The sequence below is a fragment of the Niallia sp. RD1 genome (genome assembly GCF_024219955.1).
Taxonomy (GTDB): Bacteria; Bacillota; Bacilli; order Bacillales; family Cytobacillaceae; genus Niallia; species Niallia alba.
Genome location: NZ_CP100420.1, coordinates 678,367 through 703,254 on the forward strand (window position 1 = coordinate 678,367; position 24,888 = coordinate 703,254).

At 37.4% G+C, this 24,888-nt stretch carries 24 protein-coding genes; 10 read left to right on the plus strand and 14 right to left on the minus strand.

The annotated features are described in order from the left end of the window. The first annotated feature begins 357 nt into the window (after nucleotides 1-357). The 3 genes from NKG37_RS03200 to araA are packed head-to-tail and all read left to right on the plus strand — an operon-like array spanning nucleotide 358 to nucleotide 4,145. Entirely contained in the window at nucleotides 358-1,968 is a 1,611-nt protein-coding gene (locus NKG37_RS03200) for a xylulokinase (RefSeq protein ID WP_254415783.1), read from the plus strand. A 21-nt stretch (nucleotides 1,969-1,989) separates the two neighbouring features. Continuing rightward, complete coding sequence (locus NKG37_RS03205) at nucleotides 1,990-2,685, plus strand: L-ribulose-5-phosphate 4-epimerase (protein WP_016203499.1); 696 nt, start codon at nucleotides 1,990-1,992, stop codon at nucleotides 2,683-2,685. Nucleotides 2,686-2,726: 41 nt separating this feature from the next. Next, nucleotides 2,727-4,145, plus strand: a complete 1,419-nt coding sequence (gene araA, locus NKG37_RS03210) for an L-arabinose isomerase (protein ID WP_016203500.1) — start codon at nucleotides 2,727-2,729, stop codon at nucleotides 4,143-4,145. 99 nt (nucleotides 4,146-4,244) lie between these two features. On the opposite strand, the gene NKG37_RS03215 is transcribed toward araA, so the two are convergent. The 9 genes from NKG37_RS03215 to NKG37_RS03255 form a co-directional block, all read right to left on the minus strand. Continuing rightward, nucleotides 4,245-4,418, minus strand: a complete 174-nt coding sequence (locus tag NKG37_RS03215) for a hypothetical protein (protein WP_156827811.1) — start codon at nucleotides 4,416-4,418, stop codon at nucleotides 4,245-4,247. Nucleotides 4,419-4,563: 145 nt separating this feature from the next. Further along, on the minus strand, nucleotides 4,564-5,904 hold the full coding sequence (locus NKG37_RS03220) for a M20/M25/M40 family metallo-hydrolase (protein ID WP_254415784.1): 1,341 nt from the start codon (nucleotides 5,902-5,904) through the stop codon (nucleotides 4,564-4,566). 23 nt (nucleotides 5,905-5,927) lie between these two features. Next, on the minus strand, nucleotides 5,928-7,202 hold the full coding sequence (locus NKG37_RS03225; RefSeq protein WP_254415785.1) for a M20/M25/M40 family metallo-hydrolase: 1,275 nt from the start codon (nucleotides 7,200-7,202) through the stop codon (nucleotides 5,928-5,930). Nucleotides 7,203-7,240: 38 nt separating this feature from the next. Continuing rightward, complete coding sequence (locus NKG37_RS03230; protein ID WP_254416357.1) at nucleotides 7,241-8,236, minus strand: ABC transporter ATP-binding protein; 996 nt, start codon at nucleotides 8,234-8,236, stop codon at nucleotides 7,241-7,243. Continuing rightward, nucleotides 8,223-9,242 (minus strand): ABC transporter ATP-binding protein, encoded by a 1,020-nt coding sequence (locus tag NKG37_RS03235; RefSeq protein ID WP_016203504.1) that lies wholly within the window; start codon nucleotides 9,240-9,242, stop codon nucleotides 8,223-8,225. Before NKG37_RS03235 ends, NKG37_RS03230 begins: the two co-directional genes overlap by 14 nt. 15 nt (nucleotides 9,243-9,257) lie before the next feature. Continuing rightward, on the minus strand, nucleotides 9,258-10,163 hold the full coding sequence (locus tag NKG37_RS03240; protein WP_254415786.1) for an ABC transporter permease: 906 nt from the start codon (nucleotides 10,161-10,163) through the stop codon (nucleotides 9,258-9,260). 56 nt (nucleotides 10,164-10,219) lie between these two features. Next, nucleotides 10,220-11,170: an ABC transporter permease gene (locus tag NKG37_RS03245; protein ID WP_016203506.1), complete on the minus strand. Its 951-nt coding sequence runs from the start codon at nucleotides 11,168-11,170 to the stop codon at nucleotides 10,220-10,222. A gap of 151 nt (nucleotides 11,171-11,321) precedes the next feature. Beyond that, complete coding sequence (locus tag NKG37_RS03250) at nucleotides 11,322-12,884, minus strand: ABC transporter substrate-binding protein (RefSeq protein WP_254415787.1); 1,563 nt, start codon at nucleotides 12,882-12,884, stop codon at nucleotides 11,322-11,324. Between the two features lie 28 nt (nucleotides 12,885-12,912). Continuing rightward, the gene (locus NKG37_RS03255; RefSeq protein WP_016203508.1) at nucleotides 12,913-14,250 is read right to left on the minus strand and encodes a CapA family protein; all 1,338 of its coding nucleotides are present in this window, start codon (nucleotides 14,248-14,250) and stop codon (nucleotides 12,913-12,915) included. Between the two features lie 233 nt (nucleotides 14,251-14,483). On the opposite strand from NKG37_RS03255, the gene NKG37_RS03260 reads away from it, so the two are divergent. Then, nucleotides 14,484-15,779, plus strand: coding sequence for a helix-turn-helix domain-containing protein (locus tag NKG37_RS03260; protein ID WP_254415788.1), 1,296 nt, complete (start codon nucleotides 14,484-14,486; stop codon nucleotides 15,777-15,779). A 145-nt stretch (nucleotides 15,780-15,924) separates the two neighbouring features. On the opposite strand, the gene NKG37_RS03265 is transcribed toward NKG37_RS03260, so the two are convergent. Continuing rightward, a complete protein-coding gene (locus NKG37_RS03265; protein WP_016203510.1) occupies nucleotides 15,925-16,209 on the minus strand; it encodes a hypothetical protein in 285 nt (94 codons plus the stop codon). A 162-nt stretch (nucleotides 16,210-16,371) separates the two neighbouring features. Between NKG37_RS03265 and NKG37_RS03270 the strand changes: the two genes are divergently transcribed. Continuing rightward, the gene (locus NKG37_RS03270; protein ID WP_205835671.1) at nucleotides 16,372-16,899 is read left to right on the plus strand and encodes a CDP-alcohol phosphatidyltransferase family protein; all 528 of its coding nucleotides are present in this window, start codon (nucleotides 16,372-16,374) and stop codon (nucleotides 16,897-16,899) included. Nucleotides 16,900-17,269: 370 nt separating this feature from the next. On the opposite strand, the gene NKG37_RS03275 is transcribed toward NKG37_RS03270, so the two are convergent. Together NKG37_RS03275 and NKG37_RS03280 are read right to left on the minus strand one after the other, a co-directional pair. Continuing rightward, a complete protein-coding gene (locus tag NKG37_RS03275; protein WP_254415789.1) occupies nucleotides 17,270-18,154 on the minus strand; it encodes a hypothetical protein in 885 nt (294 codons plus the stop codon). Further along, on the minus strand, nucleotides 18,144-18,611 hold the full coding sequence (locus tag NKG37_RS03280; RefSeq protein ID WP_224427829.1) for a flavodoxin domain-containing protein: 468 nt from the start codon (nucleotides 18,609-18,611) through the stop codon (nucleotides 18,144-18,146). Before NKG37_RS03280 ends, NKG37_RS03275 begins: the two co-directional genes overlap by 11 nt. Before the next feature lie 587 nt (nucleotides 18,612-19,198). Between NKG37_RS03280 and NKG37_RS03285 the strand changes: the two genes are divergently transcribed. The 3 genes from NKG37_RS03285 to NKG37_RS03295 all read left to right on the plus strand — a co-directional run bounded on the left by NKG37_RS03285 (nucleotide 19,199) and on the right by NKG37_RS03295 (nucleotide 22,693). Continuing rightward, complete coding sequence (locus tag NKG37_RS03285) at nucleotides 19,199-20,089, plus strand: EamA family transporter (RefSeq protein WP_016203514.1); 891 nt, start codon at nucleotides 19,199-19,201, stop codon at nucleotides 20,087-20,089. 294 nt (nucleotides 20,090-20,383) lie between these two features. Next, the gene (locus tag NKG37_RS03290; protein WP_224427830.1) at nucleotides 20,384-21,670 is read left to right on the plus strand and encodes a phytoene desaturase family protein; all 1,287 of its coding nucleotides are present in this window, start codon (nucleotides 20,384-20,386) and stop codon (nucleotides 21,668-21,670) included. 156 nt (nucleotides 21,671-21,826) lie between these two features. Further along, nucleotides 21,827-22,693, plus strand: a complete 867-nt coding sequence (locus NKG37_RS03295) for an RNA polymerase sigma-70 factor (RefSeq protein WP_224427831.1) — start codon at nucleotides 21,827-21,829, stop codon at nucleotides 22,691-22,693. On the opposite strand, the gene NKG37_RS26005 is transcribed toward NKG37_RS03295, so the two are convergent. Continuing rightward, nucleotides 22,682-22,810 carry a hypothetical protein gene (locus NKG37_RS26005; protein ID WP_263479793.1) on the minus strand — a complete coding sequence of 43 codons (129 nt, stop codon included), beginning with the start codon at nucleotides 22,808-22,810 and terminating at the stop codon, nucleotides 22,682-22,684. The two genes, NKG37_RS03295 and NKG37_RS26005, sit on opposite strands and share 12 nt — an antisense overlap. A 121-nt stretch (nucleotides 22,811-22,931) precedes the next feature. Between NKG37_RS26005 and NKG37_RS03300 the strand changes: the two genes are divergently transcribed. Together NKG37_RS03300 and NKG37_RS03305 are read left to right on the plus strand one after the other, a co-directional pair. Further along, a complete protein-coding gene (locus tag NKG37_RS03300; RefSeq protein ID WP_254416358.1) occupies nucleotides 22,932-23,144 on the plus strand; it encodes a hypothetical protein in 213 nt (70 codons plus the stop codon). Then, nucleotides 23,144-23,341 carry a YwbE family protein gene (locus NKG37_RS03305; RefSeq protein WP_016203518.1) on the plus strand — a complete coding sequence of 66 codons (198 nt, stop codon included), beginning with the start codon at nucleotides 23,144-23,146 and terminating at the stop codon, nucleotides 23,339-23,341. The genes NKG37_RS03300 and NKG37_RS03305 overlap by 1 nt, the downstream gene beginning before the upstream one ends. A gap of 390 nt (nucleotides 23,342-23,731) precedes the next feature. Here NKG37_RS03305 and NKG37_RS03310 read toward each other — a convergent pair whose 3' ends face one another. Further along, the gene (locus tag NKG37_RS03310) at nucleotides 23,732-24,811 is read right to left on the minus strand and encodes an MmgE/PrpD family protein (protein ID WP_254415790.1); all 1,080 of its coding nucleotides are present in this window, start codon (nucleotides 24,809-24,811) and stop codon (nucleotides 23,732-23,734) included. Nucleotides 24,812-24,888: the final 77 nt, after the last annotated feature.

Consider the following 24,888-nt stretch of genomic DNA (forward strand, 5'->3'; position numbering starts at 1 on the left):
TTATTAAATAGATAAAAAAACCTTTATTACAAAGATTAAGATAAATACAAAGTATAAGCTTGCCCATTCAATACGAACAAATTTATTTATCATTGACAAAAGTACGTACATATATTATCGTGAATGTGTAAAGTTTTGAAATAATAAAAGGCTGTTTTCGTAAAATTCGTTGCGATTACCCGCAACTGGAATACACTTCCGCTGAGCCTATAGGAGTCTACGTGTATTCTGGCTGCTCCATTTTTCCAACTCATTCTTTTTTTTCGATTGAAAAACAACAATCCTTTAGAAAACATCCTAATAAAAAGCAACTCCAATCGATTACAGTATATGAAATCGCTATCAAGGAGGGAATATATGAAAAACAATCAAACAAACACGAAACAAGCAATTGTTGACGGATTAACCTCACTTGGAATTGAATTCGGTTCCACTCGGATTAAAGCTGTATTAATTGACCATAACTTTGAAACGATCGCATCAGGAAGTTATGAATGGGAAAACCTTTTAGAAGATGGATTTTGGACGTACAATTTAGTGGATATTATCACTGGCTTACAAACAGCTTATAGTGAAATGAAACAAGAGGTTGAACGTAAGTATGGGATTACTATTCGCACAGTTGGTTCTATTGGATTTTCAGCTATGATGCATGGCTATATGGCCTTTGATCATACTGGTGAACTACTTGTTCCTTTTCGAACATGGCGCAATACAACAACCAGTAGAGCTGCAAAAAAATTAACCGATACATTCCAATTCAATATTCCAGAACGTTGGAGTATTGCCCATCTTTACCAAGCAATATTAAACAATGAAAAGCATATCCCGCGAATCAACCATATCACCACTTTAGCTGGATATATCCATTGGTTATTGACTGGTCAAAAGGTAATTAGTATCGGGGATGCTTCCGGTATGTTCCCAATTGATGAAACTACAAAAGATTATAATGAAGCAATGATCGAGCAGTTTGAAGCATTAATTGCCATTAAGGAATATCCTTGGAAGCTAAAAGATATCCTTCCTAAAGTCGCTATTGCGGGAGAACAGGCAGGAGAATTAACGGAAATAGGAGCAAAAATTCTAGATCGTTCACGAAATTTACAACCAGGTATTCCACTATGCCCTCCAGAAGGTGATGCAGGCACAGGGATGGTCGCAACCAATAGTGTGAGAAAACGAACTGGAAATATTTCTGTTGGAACTTCCGTTTTTGCCATGATCGTGCTAGAAAAAGAGCTCTCAAAAGTTTATCCAGAAATTGATATCGTTACAACTCCAGATGGAAGTCCAGTTGGAATGGTCCATGCGAATAACTGTACGAGCGATTTAAATGCTTGGATGCGATTATTCCGTGAATTTTCAGAGGCAATGGGACAAAAGGTTGATACGGATAAATTATTTAGCGTCTTATTGAACACCTCATTGGAAGCGGATCCAGATGGTGGAGGCTTACTTAGTTACGGATATTTTTCCGGTGAAAATATCACAGGTCTAGAAAGTGGGAGACCGTTATTCGTCCGCTCACCAGAAAGCCATTTCAATTTAGCGAATTTTATGAGAACACACCTATTTACTGCCTTTGGTGCATTAAAAATCGGCATGGATATTTTGACAAAAAATGAAAACGTAGCAATTGATAGCATTTTAGGACATGGTGGTTTATTTAAAACCCCTGTCGTCGGCCAAAAAATTGTTGCAGCTGCTATGAATACTCCTGTATCCGTAATGGCAACTGCAGGTGAAGGCGGAGCATGGGGAATTGCTCTTCTTGCTTCTTATATGATGAATAATAACGATAATGCTAGTTTAGAAGATTTCCTCGACAAAAAAGTATTTAAAGAGGTTGATAACCAAGAAATTTACCCTGATCGCTTTGATGTAGAAGGCTTTGAGGAATTTATTGAACGATACAAAAAAGGGTTGGCTATCGAGAAAGCTGCAATAGAAAATTTAATTCTTTAAGTCAGAATGGGAGGGATTAATATGTTAGAACATTTGAAAGAAGAAGTATTCTTCGCAAATTTAGATTTACCGAAACACGGACTAGTAAAATACACGTGGGGAAATGCAAGTGCGATTGATCGCAATAGTGGTCTATTTGTTATTAAACCTAGTGGTGTTGATTACGAAACCATGCAACCTAGTGATATGGTCGTTATTGATTTAGAGGGCAATGTAGTGGAGGGAGAATTGAACCCTTCCTCTGATACAGCTACTCACGCAGTTCTTTATAAGCATTATCAAGAAATTGGTGGAATTGTGCATACACATTCAACTTGGGCCACTATTTGGGCGCAATCCGGTCTAGATCTTCCTGCAATGGGAACCACTCATGCAGACACCTTTTATGGTGCTGTACCATGTGCCCGCTTTTTGACTCAAGAAGAAATTGATCGTGGTTATGAGGAAGAAACAGGTCAGGTAATCATCGAAACATTCGAAGAACGCGGATTAGATATATTAGCCATTCCTGGAGTTTTACTTCATGGTCATGGTCCCTTCACATGGGGCAAAGATGCCAAATCGGCCGTAATGAACAGTGTTGTATTAGACGAAGTGGCGAAGTTGAATTTATTTACACGGGAATTAAACCGTTTTTCTCAAGAATTGCCTCAACGTATTTTAGATAAACACTATTTACGAAAGCATGGAAAAAATGCCTATTACGGACAAAAGTAATGCAATCTATTAAACAATAAAATTTGAAAAGAGGGGCATATATGTCAACGAGCAAAGTATTTTGGTTTGTTGTAGGTTCACAACATCTTTACGGAGAAGAAGCGTTAAAAGAAGTCAAGGCACACGCACAAACAATGACAGACACTTTAAATGAAAGTGGACTTTTACCATATCCACTTGTTTTACAAGAATTAGCGGTCAGTGCAGATACTATTACGAATGTTATGAAAGAAGTCAACTATCGTGATGAAGTGGCTGGTGTCATCACTTGGATGCATACTTTCTCTCCTGCGAAAATGTGGATTCGTGGAACAAAACTATTGCAAAAACCATTGCTTCATTTAGCAACACAATACAATGAGAGTATCCCTTGGGAAACGATTGATATGGATTTTATGAATCTAAATCAAGCAGCTCACGGTGACCGAGAATATGGTTTCATCAATGCCCGTTTAAAAAAACAAAATAAAGTAGTTGTAGGTCACTGGCAAAGAGCAAAAGTACAACAGCAAATTGCTGATTGGATGGACGTAGCAGTAGCTTATAATGAAAGCTTCCATATTAAAGTAGCTCGTTTTGGGGACAATATGCGTAATGTAGGGGTTACAGAAGGCGATAAAATCGAAGCACAAATACGATTTGGTTGGACAGTTGACTACTTTGGAATCGGAGACCTTGTCCAATATGTAAATGAGGTAAGCGAAACAGAGATTAATGATTTATTTGCAGAATATGAAACACTCTATGAATTTGATTACGGCACATATAGTAAGGAAGATTGGGAAGCTAGTGTGAAAGTACAAGCAAGCTACGAAATTGCGATAAAACGTTTTCTAGATGAAGGCGGATACAATGCTTTCACAACTAACTTTGAGGATTTATATGGCATGAAGCAACTTCCTGGTCTGGCTGTCCAACGTTTGATGGCACAAGGATATGGTTTCGCTGGTGAAGGTGATTGGAAAACAGCTGCACTTGATCGCCTTCTAAAAGTAATGAGCCATAATGAATCAACAGGCTTTATGGAAGATTACACCTATGAATTAGCGGTTGGTCAAGAGGCAGCTCTTCAATCACATATGCTGGAAGTCGATCCAACTTTAGCAAGGAATAAACCTAAAATGATTGTATCTCCGTTAGGAATTGGCAATCGCGAAGATCCCGCTCGTTTAGTTTTTGATGGGAAAGCTGGAGACGGAGTCGTTGTTTCAATGGCTGACTTCGGTACGCATTACAAACTATTAATTAATGAAGTATCAGCATTTGAACCAACTGTTCCAGCGCCAAATCTACCTGTAGCCAGAGTACTATGGACAATTAAGCCAAATTTCCAAGACGGCGTGAAAGCTTGGATAGAAAATGGCGGAGGTCACCATACAGTTGTTTCCTTAAATTTAACAACCGATCAAATTATCACTTACGCAAAACTTGTTGGATTGGAGTATGTGGTAATCAAGTAATGGAAGCAGGGGGACTCCCTGCATTGCTAAAAGAAATAGAGGGACGGTTCTTATGTATGATATGTCCTCACAAGAACCATCCCTCTGCTTCCCCATCATTCATCCCATTCCTCCTGGTCCACCGCTGGAATTAACTCGATTATAATGTACTACTTCTCCTAATTTTTCTGCTTGTTTGTTTTCATCAGGTGCTGTCATGCCAGATTTCTTTTCGAAAAATAGAACAAGGCCCATCACAATTGCTACTGGTGCAAATAACCATAAAAATATCATTCAAACACCTCCATCATACATATATGATTGATTAATCATAATATTCATACGTTATGGTGGTGCAATTGGTTTCATTTAATTGGCAAAATACAGGAGACAGCTGTTGCGAGTCGAATGTCCCCACAAGAACCGTCCCTCTGCTTCCCTATGCATAGCTCCGTAATACGGATGCCATAAACTTTATTCCTTCTATATAGTCGGTTAGGTTTATGTTTTCGTTTGGTGCGTGGTTTTGGGAGGTTGCGTTGCCTACTCCGAATCCAAGGGATGGAATGCCAAATTTTTGACAAAGGTTATACATAGGACCTGTTCCAGCTTGCGAGCGTAAGACTTGTGGCTTTTGGTCATAGAACTGCTGAGCAGTGCTGACAACTTTCTCGACAAGTGGATCAGTTAATTCAGTTGTGCCTGCTCTTTGCCCTTTTAACTTGATAACTTCGATGTCACCAAATCCGTGTTTATCTAAATGCTTTACCAATAGATCGTAAATTTCTTCTGGATCTTGTTCTGATACTAGACGGAAATCGAGTTTTACTTTTGCAGTCGAGGGAAGAACCGTTTTAGATCCTTCTGCTGTATAACCAGATTCGATTCCGCAAATCGTACAAGTTGGTTGAAAAATTAATTTTTCTTTCAAAGGAAAACCAGTTAAATTATTTACATAGTTTTTTAACCCTAAATTTTCTAAATCAGCTGCTTCATCAAGTTCCATTTCTTCTGTCAGCTTTCTTTCTTCCTCAGTCAAAGTTTTGACTTTATCATAAAATCCCTCTATTAATACTTCTTCTTTCGTATTTTTCAATGTAGAAAGGGCCCATACTAATCGCCAAGCCGGATTTTCCACGATGGCTGCTTTCGCTGAATGCAAGTCAATATTAGCCCCTTTAGCTCTTAACTCTACATACAACATTCCTTTGCAGCCTAAAGTAATCTGCAGTCTCCCATCTAATGTTTTAAATTCATTTTCCCAAATACATCCATCTGCTTGGATTTTTTTAGGATTATTGATAATAAACTCTTCTAGATGAGGGCTGCCGATCTCTTCTTCCCCTTCTACCAAAAACTTCAGATTAATCGGCAATGTACCATATACTGCTTGATACGCATGGACAGCACAAATTCTAGAGAGAAGTGTTCCCTTATTATCAGCAACACCTCGTGCATATATTTTTCCATCACGGATCTCTGGAGTAAATGGATCACTTAACCATTGATCAATCGGGTCTTCTGGCTGAACATCATAATGATTATAAAAGGAGAGAGTTTTCTCCTTGCCATTTTGTATCTCCCCATAAACAACTGGATTTCCTTCTGTTGCCACTAACTCTACTTCTGCCCCTAGGTTCTTCAAATGGTGCTCAACCATTTCGGCTGTCTCCTTAATCCCTCTATTTTGCGCGGCTACACTCGGTTGCTCGCAAAGATCGAACAACCATTTTACATACATTTCTTTATGATCTTCAATATATTGATATACTTCTTTCATAGTTGAATTCTCCCTTATACCATTTAACATTTTGATTTATTCTTCTCCAATAATGATGAGGTAACCTGTTCTAATCCAACTAAACCTAGAATTGTTAATAAGATTTTTTGTGCACCAATGTGGCCATCTGTAGGATTATAATACTCTTGTAATGTATGGAATCCTCCCCCTTCACCACCTCCGCCAAGTGTTAAGGCAGGAATACCTAAATGAATAGGAACATTAGAATCGGTACTGCTTGCTTTATCTAAAATCGGCTCAAATCCTAGAACGGATGTCGCACATCGAGCAGCTTGCACTATAATAGCATCATTATCTTGTGATCCTGCTGGACGATCACCTACTTTTTCTATTTGAAGACTTACTTGTGATTCTACGTTCCATCGAGCATTTTCTTCTTCTTTGGCTTGTTCCATCAAATGCAAAAACTTACTTTCGATTATTTCTAGCTCTTCTTGGGAATTGGAGCGCAAATCAACTAACATTTCTGCTGTTTCGGCAATGGTGTTAACAGAAGTTCCCCCTTTAATCATCCCTACATTAAAAGTTGTTTTTGGTTCGGCAGGTGGCTGCAAATCAGAAATTTTAGCAATAGCCCTCCCTAATGCATGAATAGGACTGGGAATACCGAAATTTCCAAAACTATGTCCACCTGGCCCTGTAAATAAAACGTTAAACCTTTTACTTCCTGTACCTAAATAGGTAATACGGCTTGGATCTCCAGGCTCGATGGAGATAAATCCATCTATATCTTGGCGATTGTCAAACAATGCCTTCACTCCTCTTAAATCACCCAGTCCTTCTTCTCCAACTGTCGCGCCAATGATGAGATCTCCTTCTGTCTTTATCCCTGCTGCAGTGAGAGCACGGATAATCGTTAAGACAACGGCTAACCCTCTCCCATCGTCACAAATCCCAGGAGCATAAATTAACCCGTTTTTCCGTATTGCCTTTACATTCGTTCCTCTTGGGAAGACAGTATCTAGATGTGCACAAACAACAAGGGAAGGACCATTCCCACTTCCAGGCAGCACCCCAAAAACATTCCCTACCTCATCTGTAGATACTCCTTGAACACCTAGCTCTACTAATCTCTTTTTATACCACTTTCCTTTTTCATCTTCTTCAAAGGTTGGTGCTTCTATTTCCGTGAGCTCAATTTGTTCCTCGGTCGTTGCTTCATTATCTTCTTTTAAAAACGCTAGCGCTGTTTTGACTTGCTCATTCTGGGCAAGCTTTTTATATACCTGTTCCACCTTTTCTGTAATAGCCGCTGTTTTTTGTTCTATATTTTCCATGTAAATGAACTCCCTCTCCATTAATTTCTTTTTTTCGGTTAATCATATAAATGGCAAGCAACGACATGTTTATCGTTAACTTGTAATTTTGTAGGTACATCTTGCTTACATCGATCCATTGCAAATGGACATCTTGTATGAAATACACATCCTGTTGGAGGATCCAATGGTGAAGGCAACTCTCCTTTCAACTGTATTTTTTCTCGTTTTCTTTTTGGATTTGGGATTGGTACGGAGGATAATAAGGCTTTTGTATAAGGATGCAATGGATTTGCAAACAATTCATCCGTAGTTGCTTCTTCCATCATTCTTCCTAAATACATAACTCCAATCCGGTCTGAAATATGTCTTACAACACTAATATCATGGGCAATAAACAGATAGGTTAATTGATACTCTGCTTGAATTTCTTGCATAAGATTAATAATTTGAGACTGAATGGAAACATCTAAAGCAGAAACAGGTTCATCACAAATGACTAACTTCGGATTAGCAATAAGAGCTCTTGCCAGCCCAATTCTCTGTCGTTGACCTCCGGAAAATTCATGTGGATATCGATAATAGTGATCTGCTTGTAAGCCAACCTTTCCCATAATATCCATCACCTTATTCGTATGGTCTTTTTTATCGCCAATGGAATGAATTATCAGGGGCTCTTCTAATGTATTTCCAATTCGTTTTCGCGGATTGAGAGAAGAATAAGGGTCCTGAAAAACCATTTGTATTTCTTCTCTCATCTTTTTTAATCCCTTACCTTTTTGCTGAAAAATATCTTGATTTCTATAAATAGCTGTACCTTCCGTTGGATCAGTTAGTCTCATCAATGTTTTGCCTGTTGTACTTTTTCCACAGCCCGACTCCCCAACTAATCCATATGTTTCTCCTTCATATAATTGAAAGGAAACATCATTGACTGCCTTAACATAATTTTTTATTCCTCCCAGTTTCCCAAGAGGACTTTTTACAGGATAATATTTTTTTAACCCTTGCACATCCAACAGGATTTTCTTCTCTTGTTGTTCAGCTTGAGACATTTGCATAACATTCCTCCTCTTGCGCTATTTTTTCAAAGTGCCAGCATCGAACCTTTTGATTAGAGGAGGTTTCGGTTAAATCTGGTGCCTTTTCTAAACATACAGAATCAGCAAACGGACATCTTGGTGCAAACCTACAGCCAATTGGTATACTATCAAGGGAAGGAACAGTACCTTCGATTACATGCAGTTTTTGTGAACGATCTCCCTCCATTTGTGGAATGGACTTGATTAATCCTTTTGTGTAAGGATGAAGGGGGCTTTCAAATAAACTTTCTACACTAGCTTCTTCGACGATTTGGCCAAGATACATAACTACTACTCTATGACAAAGCTCTGCCACCACACCTAAATCGTGGGTAATAAACATAACGCCCATCTCAAGCTTTTGATTGAGCTCACTAATTAAATCCAATATTTGCGCTTGAATCGTCACATCTAAAGCTGTTGTTGGTTCATCAGCTATCAGCAATTTAGGCTGACATGCTAATGTCATAGCGATCATGACACGTTGTCGCATACCGCCTGATAAATTATGAGGATAGTCATTAACGCGCTTTTCCGGCGACGGAATACCAGTAAGTTTTAGCATTTCGACTGCTCTTTCATAAGCTTCCTTCTTGGTGACATCTTGATGAAGCATGATCGCCTCTGCTATTTGAAAACCAATTGTTAACACAGGATTTAAAGAACTAAGAGGATCTTGAAAAATCATGGAAATATCATTTCCCCGAATCATCTGCATTTTCTTTTTTGAGAGCTTTAATAAATCTGTCTCTCCTTCGAAAAGAATCTCTCCTTCATATTTCACAAGATGCTTTTCATCAAACAGGCGCAGAACCGATTGGGAAGTAACACTTTTCCCACAACCTGATTCCCCTACTACTCCAACGATTTCCCCTTTATTGATTTGAAATGAGACACCATCTATTGCCGTCACTTTTCCTCTTTCTGTAAAAAAGTGAGTTTTTAAGTCTTTCACATCCAATAACGTATCCGAACTCATGCCCTTCCCTCCTTACTATCTTCCTTTTTTCCCTTTGCTTATATTAGGATCTAATAAATCTCTTAAACCATCTCCTAACAGATTTAGTCCCAGTACGGATAGAATAATAAGAATCCCTGGAAATACAGTCATCCACCATGCATTAAAAATGACAATTTTCCCATCATATAAAATGTTCCCCCAACTTGGGTTGGGAGCTGGAATGCCCGCACCTAGAAAGCTTAACGCCGCCTCTGTAATGATGGCATCTGCGAAAATAAAGGATGCTTGAACAACTAATGGGGAAATCGTGTTTGGCGCAATATGCAGAGCAATAATTCTCCAAGTACTCGCTCCTTGCGCTCTAATCGCTTCAATATAAGTCTCTTCTCTTATGACCAATGCCGTAGATCGAACAATTCGAGCTACGTTAGGAATAAAAACAATCACAAGGGCAATGACTACATTTTGTTTTAATGGTCCTAATGCAGCGACTAAAGCAATGGCTAATAAAACTCCTGGAATAGCCATTAATCCATCACAAATGCGCATCAAAATATTATCCAATGTTTTAAAATAGCTTGCGAGTAACCCGATAATTAACCCAATTAAGCAGGCGAAAAATGCTACCATTGCCCCTATTCCTAAGGAGACTCTTGCACCATATGCAATTCGGGAAAGCAAGTCTCTCCCAAAGTTATCTGTTCCCAGTAGATGATCGACACTTGGTGCTTTCAGACGATTTTCCACTTGCATTTCATAAGGACCGTACGGAACAACGATCGGAGCAATAAGTGCTAGTAATGTTAAAAGCGTTAGAATAACTCCCCCTGTTACAATCAGCTTATTACCAATAATTCTGTGAAAAAGTAAAAGACGTTGCTGCTTTTTTAAATCATTCTTACTTTCTATAAACTTCAAATCTCGCTCTAATACACTCATCGATTCCCCTCCTCTGCTGTTTATCGCTAAAAATTATCATTTTTCCCCATAAGCTTTTATTGCCTCTCCAATCTCACCCTTGGATCAACTACACCATATAATAAATCGACGATTAAATTAATAATGACATAGATGAAGGTCACAAATAACACTACTCCTTGGATGACCGCATAGTCTCTTCGCTCTACCGAATTAATGATTAATTGCCCAATTCCTGGAATATTAAAGATTGTTTCTGTTACAACAGCCCCAGCTACCAATGAGCCAAAGGTTTGACCAATAACCGTTAATATAGGAAGAAAAGCATTTCGAAGGGCATGTCTATAAATGATAAGTTTTTCTGTAACACCTTTCGCTCTTGCTGTTTTTATATAATTGGTATTTAATGTTTCTAACAAACTAGAGCGAGACATTCGGGAAATCAATGCTGTGTGCATCGCTCCAAGGGAAATAGATGGCAAAATTAAGTATTTTAAATGTTCCCATATCCCCTCACTTAATGGTCGATATCCTGCTACAGGTAACCATTGCAGTTGAACACCAACGAGCAATACTAAAAACAATCCTAGCAAAAAACTAGGTACACACATTCCTAATAAAGAAATTCCCATTATCGTCTGATCCGTACCTGTCCCTCTATGCATGGCAGCTAGAATACCAAGTGGCAAAGAAAAAACTAGCGATATTATCCCAGCTAAAATAGCTACAGAAATGGTTGGACCGAGATGACTGGTAATTGCCTCAAGGACAGGCATTTTCATAAAATAAGAAACACCAAAATCACCTTGAACCGCTCCTTTTATCCAGTTAAAATACTGTTCGATGATCGGTAAATCCAATCCCATATCCATGCGTAATTCCTTAATTTGTTGTTCTGTTGCTTCCTCGCCAAGGAGAACAGCAGCAGGATCACCAGGCGTTAAGTGAATGATAGAGAAGATAACAACCGATACAACAAATAAAACGGGTAGTAACGAAAACAATCGATTAACAAGATACATTTTCATCTAATTTCCTCCTTTTACATTCGATGAAAATAAGAAAACTTCCATCAGTGGCGCCTTACCCACTGATGGCTAGTGGCACTTACCTCCTAAAAAGGAACAAGAGTTATAGCTAAGCATTGTCCTATTTAAGTGAGTTATGAAGAAAATGAATTTACTGCGTTTTTTTTACGTCCCATAAAATAGGTCCTTGAAATACAGTGAAGCCCTCCAATTTATCTGTAGCCGTGATAATACTTGCATAATGTCCGAATAGGGTATAAGGAACATAGTCATTCCACATATAGGATTGCATCTCAGCCCAGAGTTCTTTTGCTTCCTCTTTTGTTGCTGCTGTACGAATTTTTTGCAAGGAAGTTGTCATTGTTTCATCATTTGTCCAGCCTACATAATCTGGGTTAACTACTAATAATTGTGATGGCGTGGTAACATAGCCAGTACCTACAATTAACAAATCCCAATTTTCTGGATTAGCACGTTTTTCAGTCAAAGTTGGCCAATCATAGAGTTCTAGTGACACTTTTATTCCCATTTGCTCTAACTGTTCTTTTAATACAACAGAAGAATTGTATTGATGGTCATAATCCCTTGTAGAATAGAGAATAATTTCTTCGCCATTATACCCAGCATCTTTTAGCATTTGTTTCGCTTTTTCTACATCACCTAAGTTAAAGACTTCTTTTCCCGCATCTGTAGCCCAGTCTTTTTGTTCTGGACTCATATAACCAGGATCTAAATTATATAAATCTTCACTACCAAAGCTGGCAAGCATAATAGCATTCGCATTAATACCAGTATTAATTGCTTTTCTTATCTCCGGGTTTGTCATTATCCCTTGCTTTTTGTTATAAGCTACATTCAACGTTCCAGAATCGAAGGAAGCAAAGGTTTTAAGATTTGGTGTATTCTTTAATTGCTCATAGTTATCAAAAGGCATGCTATTTGCAATATCATATTCTCCTGTTTGAATGCCAGCTAGTCTTGTAGACGAATCTGGAACAATATGATAAGTAACATCATCTATATAGACGGTCTTTTTACCGGATAGACCACTGGATTCTTGCTCAGATGCTACATAGTCGGCAAACTTTTCTAACTTGATATATTGATCTTGTTTCCATTCCACAAACTTAAGTGGTCCAGTCCCAATATATTCAGAAACCCCATCTTTACCAGCCTCCTCTATTACTTCAGATGGCATAATAGCGGGAAACTGCCCTTTTCCTGCCATAATATCTAACACATCAGTAACTGCTTCAGCTAATTTTAATGTGACCGTATACTCATCGGCTGTTTCAAATTTTCCTCCGCTCAATAATAATTTTGCTCGAGAGGATTGCTCCAGCCATCTATTCATGGAAACAACAACATCTTCTGAAGTCATCTCTTTTCCGTTATGAAACGTTATCCCTTCTCTTAACTTAAACGTATAAGTTAAGCCATCCTCACTTGTTTCAATCGATTCTGCCAACATCGGCACTGCTTGTTGGTCCTTGTTTTGCGTAACCAATGTCTCATAAATATTTCTCATTATTTCAATAGCATCAGAAGAAGTAGTCAAATGAGCATCCAATGTTGGCGGCTGGACACTAATTGCAATATTCAAACTCCCGCCATAGGAATCTTCACTTGATGTCCCACCAGAACTTGAGGACTTACTACAACCAACACTTATAAGTAAAAATAAAACAGAAATAATCATTGCTAACTTTTTCAAAGCATTTCCCCCTCTATTAATATTAGAATTATAAAAAGATTCTGTCTATTTTAGCCGCAGTTATTTTTTCATTTAAACGAATGACTCCTATATTTCCTTCTATATTGATTTTTGTACCATATGGCTCTGAGAGTTTAGCTAGTCTTAGCAATATGTCCTGATTATCTGATAGAACTGGCCAACCTCTTTCATATCTGTCTTTACCATAGCCTAATTCCACTGGATAAAGCTTTAGCTCTATCAATTCTCCTTTTTCCATTGTCCAAACAGGGATGACTGATTCCCAGATTTTATGATTGATTCCGAATCCTATTGTGTTATTCTTACTTCTTTTATCTAAGGCATCTGCGACATTATCTGTATGACTTAATTGATACTTTTCATAAAAGTCTGTTGGCAAATAAGGAACAGTATCATTTTGAAAAATAAAATTACCCAAGCTATAAAATATTGGTCGATTTTTATAAATTTCTATCCCTCTTAATACATGAGGTCCATGTCCGATGACAGCATGTGCTCCTTCATCAATGCATACTCTTGCAAATTCCTCTAAAAACTGAGCAGGTAGTTCCTTCTCTCCTTTTCTCATTTCATGTGCGTGAATACTAACAATAATATAATGAGCTTGCCTTTTTGCTTGTTTGATACTTCTTATAATTCGTTTCATATCCTGCTCATCAGGAGTCGTCGATTGACCTTCTTCATTACTTTCTTCGAATAAATATTCGCCAAATGAATAGATTCCATCATTTCTTCTTAAGCGAAAACCTTCTTTAATTGACAATTCTTGGGTTGCATTTATATAAGTGGCTGAGGCAATTTTTTTTAAAGTGTTCATATTCTCTGATGTAATCTGGTGGATGGTATTATAACGTAGTGGATTGATGCCAGGTCTTCCGATCATGTCAGGGCGCTGCTCACCTGCCACCCAAGACTCATGAAAGGTTGATGTGGCTGATATCAAGGCAACTCTTCCCGTCTCCGCTTCCAAGTATCTTGGTTCGCTAGCATATGCCATATTCTGTCCAGCCCCTGCATGCACAAATCCTGACTGATTTAAATATTTTTCTGTTGCTTTTAGGCCATCAATAGAATAATCCAATGTATGATTATTCGCCCATGCTAACGTATTAAATCCATAATTCCTTAAATCAGACAGCAATTCTGGAGAACCCATGGCCCAAGTTCCTCCACTTACCGCTCCTGGGATGCCTTCATTCTGATGGAGCGTTACTTCTAAATTTGTAAATCGAAAATCAGCTTGATTAATGATGTCGGCAATTTCTTTATAAGATTTATTTTTTGCTGGAAGTTTACGAGTGATAAAGGAATCACCCGTTGCAGCAAATGTAATCATATCTTGCATTTTGCTCCCCCTTTATTTCCATCGTTATATTCGGAATTATTCCTTAATTATTCCTTAAATTAAAGTATAGAGAGACAAATTATTAAAGTCAATAATGTATATTAAAAACACTATTAGATTATCTGACATAAAAAATCCACCTATCATTTATTACAGAATTATTACGGAAATATAATTTGCAAACCTTTTATTTTGTATAGTATACTCTAGAAAAAGTACAGTTGGAGGCATACATGAAGGCAAAAGCTGGTCTGCTAGGACCAAAAGACTCGGTGCAAAATATAATGGAAATTGCTGCAAATTTTCAATCTAAGCTGGAAGTTATCCCCTATATTTATAACGAACCAAGTGAATCAGAAGCAATTGTGGAACAAAATCAGCATTTTGTTGATTTTTGGATATGTACAGGATATACCCCTTACTATCTAACGAAAAAATATCATAAACAACAATTATTCTTTTATCCACGCTTTAATCAAGGGTCCATCGCAATAATACTATTAAATATTCTATATAAGGATAGAAAAAATATTGAAAGAATTAGTATCGATAGTTTTTTTAAACAGCAATTTATCGACCTTTACCAGGAAAATCATATCCCTTTAGACCAATTACATTTATTACATAATGTAGGACTTCCATCCAGTGAAATTGTAGAATATCATGCTAATCTCTTTCGAACTAGGAAAGTAGATATTTGTATCACCTCCCTACGTTCAGTTTATGAAAAGCTTGTTTCGATGAATACTCCTGTTTATCGAGTGACTGCTACAAAGGAAAATATTAAACAAACTATTAGCGAAGGATATGAAAAATGGGAAAAGTTTCATTTCCGTAATTCCCAAATTGCGGTCATGATGATAAAAATCGGGGAGATGATGGATACAGCAGCAAAGGATTCGATTTCCTATGATTTACATCGATTAAACTTAAAAATCCAAAACTCGGTATTAGATTTTGCCGAATCTGTTTCCGGATCTTTTATTACGACCGGCATTGGAAGCTTTCTTATTTTCTCTACAAGGGGCTCTATAGAAAGGAATAGCCAAGAAGGAAATTCTCTTCTTTTCCAGATAGAGCTACTCACAGATTCTAAAGCAAATGTTGGCATCGGCTATGGGGATACTGCCATGATCGCTGAAAAAAATGCAATCCTAGCACTTGAACACGCCGAAGCATATGGTACCTATACAGGATTTCTTGTCGATGATAAAGGAAATATCACTGGTCCTCTTCATCAAAAAAAGACGATTGGATTTAATTACAGAGTGACAGATGAAGAACTTAGCAATAAACTCAAAAAAGCTGGAGTAACCATTAGTACTTACAATAAAATGGCTTCTGTCCAAAAAAATTTAGGAAAGCACGCAATAACAGCAGCAGACATCTCGGAATGGCTTAAAATGACCGCGAGAAATGCAAGAAGAATACTTACCAACTTAGAAGAACAAGGACTTGCCAAAATAATCGGTGAAGAAGTTCCACTTACAAGAGGAAGACCAAGGAAGATTTACCGAATAGGTACATAAAAGCATAGAGATGGACGGTTCTGGAAAGGAATCACAAGAACCGTCCGTGGGCACTGAAAAACTGGCTAGTTAATGATGATGGGCAATAGCCACTTTTTAAACATAAGATGATGGATTTGTTTTCCGAGGCGTCCCTCTGTTTCCCTTAATTACTAATTACTTCTAGGAGTTGGTTAATGTCTTCCGCTGAAGCTGCATAAAGATGGGCATAATGATTAGATCTTGCTGTAAAATAGACATTGTGCTGCTTACCAGAATATCCGTATTTTAGTAGATTCGCATATTGCTCAGTACTTAGCTGTACTTCAATATTAATACCATTTGAATAATAAGATCCCGTATCATAAAAACAAGTCTCTTGAATTGGCTTCACATGAAAACCTTTGACATAACCATCAATATTTGAAAGCGTTTGATTATTAGAGTACATTTCACTTCTCTCCTTCTTTCCTTTATACCCCTATTTTACTCCAGTTACTTTGAAAACACTCCAATTTGTGTACTATTTCACATATATTTCATAATTCTTTTATATAACACACTGTTCGAACAAAAAAAGCGATATACTTTATACAGAATAGAGGTGAGTTATGTGGTACGTCTAATACCAAATATAATTTCTGGCATTAGAATCCTTTTATCATTGACCTTATTATTTTTCCATAGCGGATTGGGGTTTTGGATAGTTTATTTTATCTGTGGTATTAGCGATATGTTAGATGGCTATCTTGCACGGAAATTTCAAGTTACAAGTAAACAAGGGGAAGTTTTAGATACGATTGCAGATATGACGTTTTTAGCAATTGTTGGTATGATTGTCCTGCCATCTACCGTGCTTCCAATTTGGATCTGGAGTATGATAATGCTTATTGGATTGATAAGAGTTTGTGCTATGGCTATTGGCTATTATAAATTTCACACATTTACTTCCATTCATACATATGGAAATAAACTAACTGGTTTCGCCTTATTTCTCTATCTTCCATTTTTTTTATTAAATAACAGCATTTTTTTCTTATATACGCTTTTAGCGATTGCTCTATTGTCAGCAGTTGAGGAGTTACTTTTACAATGCTTATTAAAAGAAGTTTCAAGAAATAAAAAAAGTATATTTTTTTAAGTTAATGCTAGTTGATAAAAACCTAGAGGGATGGTTCAAGATACTGAAAAACTCCCACTAAGAATCTTGTATTCTTGAGGTGATCCCAAAAAGTTAGAGTTTTATATTTAAGCAGCTAATTGGCTGGTATGGATTTGATATTGAACTGGACTCATGATTTAAAAACACCCCAAAAGTTAGATTTCACTCTAGCTTTTGGGGTGCAGTACAATTTCAGACGAGGTTTTTAACCCCATTACCACTAGTTATTCGCAATTGACACTTAACATCAAAGTTACATTTTGTTTACATTATCCAACATTCCGCTCTAACTTAGGCCAACTATATTCTTTTATTAGGTTACGTTAGAACCGCCCCTCTACTTCCCAGCTCAATGAAGTATTTGCTTCTCTTTTAAGCTTTGTTTTATCCATTTGGACTCTTCTCCGCCAGCCCAAAATAGGTCTCCGTCACTAACAGCTCCACAAAAGCAATGACCCTTTATTGTTTCGACTAGCACTAATTTCATTTGCAACAAGTCACAATAATAGATTCGCGAATAGCCATATTCGTCCTTGCTGGAGCAAACGTAAATTTTATCATCAGAATGTACCATACTTAAAAATACACGTTCTTCTATTTGAGAAGAAAACGAATGCCATTCGTTTTCTCCATGATTCCGAAAGGAGATTGTGCCTTTTTTGGTTTGACATGCCCCTGTTGTCATCCAAAGAAAAGAATTGTCTACATAAATAGATGAAACCATCTTATCTTTTTCATAACGTAACGATTCCAGTCGATTGGAATACAATGAGTATTTCCATAACCCACCATTCTGTTTATGTATTTGTGTACCTACGTATATCTCTTCATCATTTAAGTTTAATGAACGAATAATCGGTCTTACGGAAAGTTCTTTAAAAAGAGAAATTATGCTCCATTTCTGCCCAAAATCATATGATACTAGTAATTGTGTCCCTGCATGGGTAATAACTAGCCCCCTCTCGTTGCCAATAATATCCCATAGGCGCTGCCTAGTTGGAAAGAAAGACGTTCTCCATCTTCCTGATTTCAAATGAAGCTGAATATATCTTCCCCTCTCACCAACCCCCATTATATATTCACCAATTCTCTTTAGCTGATAAATAGAGTCATGTAATGGAATCACAAGCTTCCATTTATTATTTTTAAATGAAAAAATTCCTTTCCTCTTAATCGAGACTAAAAATTCTTTTGGCGAAGTAGAAATGACAGCGGTCGCCCCATTAGCGTGCATGACTTGTATCCTTTTCCTTTACCCACTCATACACACCAACTGCAAATTGTTCACATTCCAACACTTCCTCCTCACTATCCGGACTGAACTCAATTTTTAATAAGGAGCTAAACACATCTCCCCCTCTTTCCTTTACCTTGTCTGCTAAAAGATCTACAGCTTGACAAAAGGCAGGATAAAAACGATCACCTGACCCGAAGATTCCAAAGGAAATTCCAGTTAGATCCACATCATCTAAGTCTTCATACATATCCTCCAATTCATATGGTAAATCGCCATCTCCCCATGTATAGCTTCCGAAAAGAACAAGATCATACGCGGATAATTTTTGGAGGGGGACCAAGTCTAATTCCTCTACTTTAACCTCACAATTTAATGTTTCTAATTTATTCTTTATAACAATCATTATGTCTTCTGTATTGCTTGTCATACTCACATATCTAATTAATACCTTCACTCTGACCACCTTTTAAATGAGAATAATTTTCATTTGTAAATTAACTATAAGTGATAATGATTATCATTGTTAAATTGATAAATGATTCAATATTTGACAAAACGGCGAAGAATTTTGTCAAATATATCCTATCAATTCCCAACCAGTTAAATGCTCTCGTCTTTTTAACAGAACGTTCTATTATCCTAGCATTACATATACTTCATTGATCTACTGACTATTATTTACTATTTCATTCCATCCGTATCAGTCAGGGGGGCTTCATCCTTTTGAATCCTTTGACAACTAACAAGATTGTTCTTATAATAAAGTGAAACTTCCATCAGTGGGGGTTTTCCTTTATCCCCACTGATAGTTAGTTGAACCAATCGGACCTTTACGGACAGTTGATCTCCCACCTAGCTTCCTCGTATTTTCATAAGCTTGAGGCGGAAGTCTAACTGTCCATTTAGAGTGGGATAAATTACGAATGGAATAATAAAACCTTACGTAGGACGTGGATTTTTCTAGAGGAAACTCTATTTTCGCCACACAATTGTCTATAGACAGTTGTGTGGCTTTTTATGTTGAAAAGGAGGATATTCATTTTGAAAAAATGGAACTATGCATTAATTGTTTTTTTAGGAGGGTGCTGCTACGGCATTCTATCTACATTTGTTAAACTGGCATACGCAGCTGGATTTTCAGTGGCTGAGGTAACAGGAGCACAATATTTATTTGGTACATTAATTACTTGGATACTTGTTTTATTTACAAGGAAATATAAGGTTACGCGCGTTCAAGCTATCAAACTACTATTATCTGGAATTCCGTTTGGATTGACGGGAATCTTTTATTATCAAGCATTGCAAACAATTAATGCTTCACTAGCAATCATTTTATTGTTTCAATTTGTATGGATTGGTACACTTTTCGAAACGATCATTTATAAGAAAAAACCTACCTTAGAGAAGGTAATTGCGATCATCATTCTCCTATTCGGTTCCATCTTAGCTGGAGGCGTTTCTTTAGAAGGGGGAATGAACCTTTCCTGGCAAGGTGCCGGTTGGGGACTACTCTCAGCCTTTACCTTTGCAACATTCATTTTTCTTAGCGGATCCGTCGGGAAAAATACCGCTCCTCTTCTGAAGAGTGGTCTTCTTTCAGCGGGTGGTTTATTCGTTGTTTTTCTAGTTTTCCCACCCGTTTATTTAGTTGATATTCCAACCTTAATAGGAGTAGCACCATACGGATTGCTGCTTGGAATTTTCGGTGCTGTTCTTCCGCCTCTCCTCTATTCCATTGGGATGCCGCAGATCGGTCCAGGACTTGGCACTATCTTAACAGCATCTGAGCTTCCAGTAGCTGTCTCCATGTCTGCGCTAGTTTTAGGAGAACATGTGGGAATGTTACAATGGATCGGCGTTGCTCTTATATTAGGGGGAATTGCGTTTAGTAATGTTCAGCTTTCAAAAGCCAAAATGATGGTGGAATATTAAACAAGGAATACGGAGGGACGGTTCTTGAGGGTCGAGTGACCTTATAAGAACCGTTCCTCTATTTGTTTCCACCAAAACAAACCTGACGATTGGTTAAATAAACCATATTTTGTTTATCATTAATAGAACTATAATCTTTTATTTTCTATGGGTACCATTGATTCAAGGACTTTTCTCGTTTACCAGAAACTAAAAAGAATTACCAAAGATATCAATACCAGCAACAAAATAATTTGTCACAATTATTACCTCTTCATCGTCTTGTTTATGAAAATAACAATTGGAGGTTATCAGATGATTCAAAAGTGGGATGTTGTTATTGTTGGTGGGGGACTGTCGGGGTTCGTGGCAGCAAATTATTTAGCGCGTAACGATTTATCCATATTGGTACTCGAAAAAGGGAAAAAGCTTGGTGGAAGGGCTAGAACGGATCAGATACGACGACAATATTTCAATTTAGGTCCACATGCACTATATAAAAGAGGAAAAGCCAAGTCAATTCTCGAAGAATTAAATGTACAGCTTCTAGGAAAGTCACCTAAATTAGGAGGTATTTTAGTTAAAGATAGCCTAAAATATACTGCACCTTTTACTTTTCCAGGCCTTATTAAAACAAATTTTTTAAATTGGAAAGAACGAATGGAATGGGCGAATGTTTTGATAAAAGTAGTTTTCGTTAATGAGGAAAAGCTAGCACAACAGACCTTCAAACAATGGGTTCAGAAAACAACCAGTTCAGAAAACATTCAAGCATTACTCTATTTACTAGGTAGACTTGCTACTTATTGTCACGCTCCCGAAAAAGCAAGTGCCAAAATTATTGTATCCCATTTAAAAACTGTCATTAGTGGCGGCGTACATTATTTAGATAACGGTTGGCAGACAATGATAGACCAGCTCCATAATAAGGCTGTTATCGCTGGTGTGCAGATTCAAACACATAAGCGGGTTAAGCACATCGCACCCCTTGCACCTGACAATTTTAAAATAGTTCTATCAAATGATGAGAAAATATTTGCAAAACATGTAATATGTACAACAGGACCACACGAACTTCATCATATGTTAGGAGAAAACTCTCCCTTCGCTCCAAATGACACTATTACCAAAATTATACCTGTAAAGGGAGCCACGTTCGATGTTGCTTTATCACAATTACCTAATCCTAAACAATTGTTCGCCATGGACTTAAAGAATCCAATCTATTTTTCCGTCCATTCCAATTACGCCCGACTCTCTGACGATGCAAAAGGGACAGTCATGCATGTCTTTAGATACCACCATCCAGATGATACGATAGATAGCAAGCAGATTAAAATGGAACTTGAACAATTCTTAGAAAAGATACAGCCTGGGTGGAAAAACTATGAAATAACTAGCCGTTTCCTTCCTAAAATTACAGTTAATCAACGCTTACCTCAGATAGGAGATGAGCAGATGCTACAGTGTTCTAAATTAGGAATTCCTGGATTATATATAGCAGGAGATTGGACTTCTCCAAATTCTATTTTGTCAGAGGGGGCAGTCAGTAGTGCGAAGGAAATTGCAGAGGAAATTTTAAAAAGGAGGATTGTTTTCTAAAAGATTATTACTTTTGCAATGGGATAAAAATGACTTAAATATACTGAGCAGTCTGATACACGTAAAATCCACAGAAAGCAATAGCAATGTGTTTCAGGCTGCGGGTTCATTGCAACAAACTTTGCGAAAACAGCCTAAAAGAAAAGAGTGGATATTGTGCAGATTAGCACTGAAGAATATCAACAATTTAAACCTTTGTTGTTCTCCATAGGCTATCGTATGTTAGGTTCAATGGTGGATGCCGAAGATATTGTGCAAGAAACCTTTTTAAAAGCGTATCAAATGGAAGAACAGAAAATAGATAATAAGAAGGCGTATCTCTGTAAAATGGTAACTAATCGCTGTCTTGATGAATTAAAGGCAGTACGACACAAAAGAGAACAATATGTGGGACCATGGAATCCTGCGCCATTATTGCAAGAGGAAACCAATGATTCAGATCCATCTGAAATTATATTGAAAAAAGAAGGAGTGAGTATTGCCTTTTTACGAATGATGGAACATTTATCACCAAATGAGCGAGCAGTCCTTCTTTTAAGAGAAGTCTTTGATTTTTCCTATTCAGAAATCGCTACTATCATAGGTAAGAACGAAGATAACTGTCGAAAAATTCTCAGTCGTGCTAAGCAAAAAATCCCTTATATAGGGGATGAAAGTTTAAACTATGAAAAGAATAAATCTATTATTAGTCGCTTTATTCAAGCATTTCAAACGCAAAACATGGATTCCCTATTAGAACTTATATATGAAAATGTCACCCTTTACTCAGATGGTGGAGGAAAAGTTAGGGCTGCTGTTCGCCCAATCGTATCTCTGCCCAATGTTTTATCCCTATTATACGGTATCATAAAAAAAGTCCCAAAAGACTTTTATTTTGAGATTAGAAATGTCAATAGTCAGCCCGCGATCGTTATTTACATGAATGGAACACTTCATAGTATCTTGAGCTTTTACATCATCAAGGACAAAATTAAAGAAATGTATATGACTATGAACCCTGATAAATTACCATTATCCAAGTAAAATATAATCGGCACCAGTTCCTAAGCCATGCTCTATCAAAGCTCTCATCTGAAAGTGCCATCCTTCGCAGAATCCCGTTAAGAATGGCACTCTCTTTTTATCTAAGCTAAAGGACATGATTAAAACCCTCTTTATAAAAACTAATTTTTGTCTTTTTATGGTGCCTGACACTGATTTTGGATTGGAAGTATCCACCGTCCTTTGTTATGATGGGGATAGTAGCCTTATTTCTATAATAATGGAGGGAACTTCCGTGAACGATAATCAGACAAATGAGCAAGAAGGCAAAAAGAAAATTAGCTTGCAGGAAGCGATGAAACAACAGTTGGCAAATAAAACGCAGCAAGGACAAGGTGGAAAAGCAAGTTTAAGCGGCAATCAAAAAATGCAGAAAATGAAAAGTCAGCTGACGAAAAAGCCAAATAATCAAAGAAAACGCATGGGTGTGTAATGAACGGCCAGAATAGAAAAGACATAGCTCCAGGCTTGCACGTTGAAATTGTGCTGAAGCAAGACCAAAGAACAGGGAAACGAACAGAAGGCATTGTAAAAGATATTTTAACAAAGTCTCCATTTCATCCTCATGGAATTAAGGTTCGCCTAGAAGATGGACAGGTAGGACGGGTGCAGTTGATTAAAGAAAGATAAAAAAAGGACGTTCTCGGTATAAGAGTCTTTTACCGAAAACGTCCTTTTTTTGAAGGCTGCACTATTATTAAAATCGCCTATAAAAGAATACAGCCATTTTCTTTGCTCTTTGAAACAGAGAGTTAAATTGTTGTTTAAAATTCTCCCCAACCTCTATTACATATTTGTTTGAAAGATATAGAGATATTGCAGCACAAGGAGTTATACCATTACACCAGATTTTTGGCAGGTCACCTTAGATGAAATTGTTTCTGAGCATTAAGGGAGAAAGCCTAATAAATAATTGATGGACACAATAAGTTTATCGAAATTATTCTACACTTTTACTGTCCTGCGGATAAACACAAAATGATATGATTTGTCTTTTTATGGTGCCTGACACCGACTGTCTTACCAACCTTCTATTCCTCCAGCAAAATACTTGTTTAACGTATTTGCTTGTTCGCCCAATAGAGTGTTAGCTTTATTGACTAAATCCTCCATTATTAGCGGCTTACCTGGTGAACCTGTTGGCGCATCCACTCTAGAAACCAACTGTCGACCATCGTTTAAAGTTACTTTTACCATACAATATCTATCTTTTGGATAGCTATCCACTTTTACTGGAATTCGGTGATCATACTTTCGATGAATTTTTTTCATTACTTGATTGACATCAGTAGCAATTTGATCGACAGAAAAGTTCTCTATAGATAACGCTTCCCCCAGTAATAATAAAGCTACACAGTATTCTACGCTAAAGCGCCCTTGCTCCCCATTCTGTGGGTGGGTGTAAACTAATGCAGCATCACCATTGGGTGGGAAGTACAAATCCACAAAGGCAACCTCATCTACAGAAAATTTTTTCTGTGTCTTTATATACTGGATTGCATCAATTGCATGTGCATTCGCAGAACAACATGGATATAATTTAAACCATAGTCCTGGTTTATCTATTGCCCAAGGGTCTCCCCACTTTTCGAAAATCTCAAATAGATTTTCTCTTTGCTCCACATACATAGAGATTAAACCATTTTTTGCTTGAATTGTATTAATACTTCCTGCAATCCCTTTATCAACAAAATGAAGAATCTGCCAAGCACTTTGGGCTGTCATACCAGCATGCAACGGTTTAACCATTGTTCCAAATTGACTCCGAGAACCGCTTAGTTTTGAGACACATAAGTTAATAGCTTGCGCGAATTTCTCCGAGTCGAAATTTAAATAATGGGCTCCAGCAGCAACCGCTCCGTAAATTCCTGCAGTTGCTGTTGTATGGAACCCTTTTTCATAATGCTGTGCACCTAATAATTGAGCAAAGCACTTCATCGTTTCAATCCCTATTAAATAAGCCTCATAGAAGCGTTCTCTATCACGCTTCTTTTCTATTAGTGAATGTAATAAGCTCAAAATAATCGCAGACGGATGTCCTCGAATTTCCGGATGAACATCATCTAAATCTAGAGCATGTGCAGAATATCCATTAATCAAACACGCATCAAAAGGATGAATCTTTAAATCAGTGCCTATTACTGATGCTTCCTCTTATTCAATAGTGCCGGGAAGCC

What these genes read in the sequence shown, in the direction of transcription:
- NKG37_RS03300 (WP_254416358.1), top strand. Translation starts at nt 22,932, where the DNA reads ATGGAGGGAACTTCCGTGAACGATAATCAGACAAATGAGCAAGAAGGC.
- araA (WP_016203500.1), top strand. Translation starts at nt 2,727, where the DNA reads ATGTCAACGAGCAAAGTATTTTGGTTTGTTGTAGGTTCACAACATCTT.
- NKG37_RS03245 (WP_016203506.1), bottom strand. Translation starts at nt 11,170, where the DNA reads ATGAAAATGTATCTTGTTAATCGATTGTTTTCGTTACTACCCGTTTTA.
- NKG37_RS03205 (WP_016203499.1), top strand. Translation starts at nt 1,990, where the DNA reads ATGTTAGAACATTTGAAAGAAGAAGTATTCTTCGCAAATTTAGATTTA.
- NKG37_RS03260 (WP_254415788.1), top strand. Translation starts at nt 14,484, where the DNA reads ATGAAGGCAAAAGCTGGTCTGCTAGGACCAAAAGACTCGGTGCAAAAT.
- NKG37_RS03215 (WP_156827811.1), bottom strand. Translation starts at nt 4,418, where the DNA reads ATGATATTTTTATGGTTATTTGCACCAGTAGCAATTGTGATGGGCCTT.
- NKG37_RS03290 (WP_224427830.1), top strand. Translation starts at nt 20,384, where the DNA reads ATGATTCAAAAGTGGGATGTTGTTATTGTTGGTGGGGGACTGTCGGGG.
- NKG37_RS26005 (WP_263479793.1), bottom strand. Translation starts at nt 22,810, where the DNA reads ATGTCCTTTAGCTTAGATAAAAAGAGAGTGCCATTCTTAACGGGATTC.
- NKG37_RS03265 (WP_016203510.1), bottom strand. Translation starts at nt 16,209, where the DNA reads ATGTACTCTAATAATCAAACGCTTTCAAATATTGATGGTTATGTCAAA.
- NKG37_RS03220 (WP_254415784.1), bottom strand. Translation starts at nt 5,904, where the DNA reads ATGAAAGAAGTATATCAATATATTGAAGATCATAAAGAAATGTATGTA.
- NKG37_RS03200 (WP_254415783.1), top strand. Translation starts at nt 358, where the DNA reads ATGAAAAACAATCAAACAAACACGAAACAAGCAATTGTTGACGGATTA.
- NKG37_RS03275 (WP_254415789.1), bottom strand. Translation starts at nt 18,154, where the DNA reads ATGCACGCTAATGGGGCGACCGCTGTCATTTCTACTTCGCCAAAAGAA.
- NKG37_RS03255 (WP_016203508.1), bottom strand. Translation starts at nt 14,250, where the DNA reads ATGCAAGATATGATTACATTTGCTGCAACGGGTGATTCCTTTATCACT.
- NKG37_RS03225 (WP_254415785.1), bottom strand. Translation starts at nt 7,202, where the DNA reads ATGGAAAATATAGAACAAAAAACAGCGGCTATTACAGAAAAGGTGGAA.
- NKG37_RS03230 (WP_254416357.1), bottom strand. Translation starts at nt 8,236, where the DNA reads ATGTCTCAAGCTGAACAACAAGAGAAGAAAATCCTGTTGGATGTGCAA.
- NKG37_RS03235 (WP_016203504.1), bottom strand. Translation starts at nt 9,242, where the DNA reads ATGAGTTCGGATACGTTATTGGATGTGAAAGACTTAAAAACTCACTTT.
- NKG37_RS03305 (WP_016203518.1), top strand. Translation starts at nt 23,144, where the DNA reads ATGAACGGCCAGAATAGAAAAGACATAGCTCCAGGCTTGCACGTTGAA.
- NKG37_RS03240 (WP_254415786.1), bottom strand. Translation starts at nt 10,163, where the DNA reads ATGAGTGTATTAGAGCGAGATTTGAAGTTTATAGAAAGTAAGAATGAT.